Annotated in this window: 1 pseudogene; it reads left to right on the top strand. The window is 77.2% G+C overall.

Features of this window, described 5'->3' with window-relative positions:
- Window positions 1–334: pseudogene (locus tag SACPADRAFT_RS32400) on the top strand (MFS transporter); the annotation flags it as partial.

The following is a 334-nucleotide window of genomic DNA, read 5'->3' as shown; positions in this document are numbered from 1 at the left end:
ACACCCGGGGCGGTGGCGCCCCACCCGGCCGCGCATCCCGGCCGGACGGCGGCGACTGTTCGGCACCGCGGCCGCGACCGGGTTCCTCGCCTGGACCGCCGCCGGGTTGTTCCTCGCGGTCATCCCCACGACGCTGAACCGGCAGGCCGGGATCGACAACTTGGCCGTCGTCGGCGGGATCGTCGGTGCCGTGCTGGCCTGCTCCGTGCTGACACAACCCCTGGTGGCCCGCTGGGGCGCGCGGCCCGCCCAGCTCACCGGCCTCGGCGCCCTGCTGCTCGGCCTGGTCCTGCTGACCCTGACCGGCGGCGGCTCGCTGCCGACGACCGCGGCC

Origin of the sequence: Saccharomonospora iraqiensis subsp. paurometabolica YIM 90007, from assembly GCF_000231035.2 — a bacterium.
In the GTDB taxonomy this organism is placed as follows: domain Bacteria; phylum Actinomycetota; class Actinomycetes; order Mycobacteriales; family Pseudonocardiaceae; genus Saccharomonospora; species Saccharomonospora paurometabolica.
The sequence above is the reverse complement of the archived record's forward strand: the minus strand, read 5'-3'. Positions and strand labels throughout refer to the sequence as shown.